Below are 634 nucleotides of genomic sequence, written 5' to 3'. Positions count from 1 at the left end.
CCCCGACGCCGTCTTCCTCACCTCGTTGAGGATGGCGTCGGGGGTCGCATGCTCCAGGGTGTCCACGGCTTCGAGCACGAGCTGTCGCTGCGGCGTCAGCCGGTAGCCGCGCTGTCTGAGATCGCTCTTCCAGTCGGTGCTCACCACACCACGAGTCTAGGACCACCCGGGGCAGGTGCCGCTCGAAGTCGGAGCAGGTACTACTTGAAGAAGGCGATCCCGTCGTCGGGCAGGTCGTCCGGAAGCGACTTGGCCCAGCGCTCGACCTCCTCGGGAGTGACGACCTTCTTCAGCTGGGCGGACATGTAGGGGCGCAGCGCGACCTCGGGGGTCTGCTTCTCGCCGACCCACATCAGGTCGCCCTTGACATAGCCGTACAGCCGCTTGCCGCCGCTGTAGGGGCGGGACCCGGCGGTGCGGGCGACCGCGTCGGTGACCAGGTCGATCTGCGGCTTCCCGGCGGCCAGCTCGCCGTACCAGATCTCGACGACGCCGTCGTTGCGGGTCATCGTGACCTCGACCTTGCGGTCGGCGTCGATGCGCCAGAAGCCGGACTCGGACTCCAGCGGTTTGACCTTGTTGCCGTCCTTGTCCAGCACCCAGGTGCGGGAGTGGTACTCCAGGAAGTTCCGGC

The 634-nt window shown here is 67.4% G+C and carries 1 protein-coding gene and 1 pseudogene; both read right to left on the bottom strand.

The window, feature by feature from the left end; translation table 11 throughout:
• Positions 1–147: pseudogene (locus tag CCN35_RS27520) on the bottom strand (transcriptional repressor); the annotation flags it as partial.
• 53 nt (positions 148–200) lie between these two features.
• Positions 201–634, bottom strand: a 434-nt coding sequence (locus CCN35_RS27515; protein ID WP_107501115.1) for a heme-binding beta-barrel domain-containing protein, incomplete at its 5' end; no start/stop codon positions are given.

Origin of the sequence: Streptomyces thermovulgaris, from assembly GCF_002155915.1 — a bacterium.
Taxonomy (GTDB): Bacteria; Actinomycetota; Actinomycetes; order Streptomycetales; family Streptomycetaceae; genus Streptomyces; species Streptomyces thermovulgaris.
Note: the sequence above shows the minus strand (reverse complement) of the source record. Positions and strands in the feature narration are given on the sequence as shown.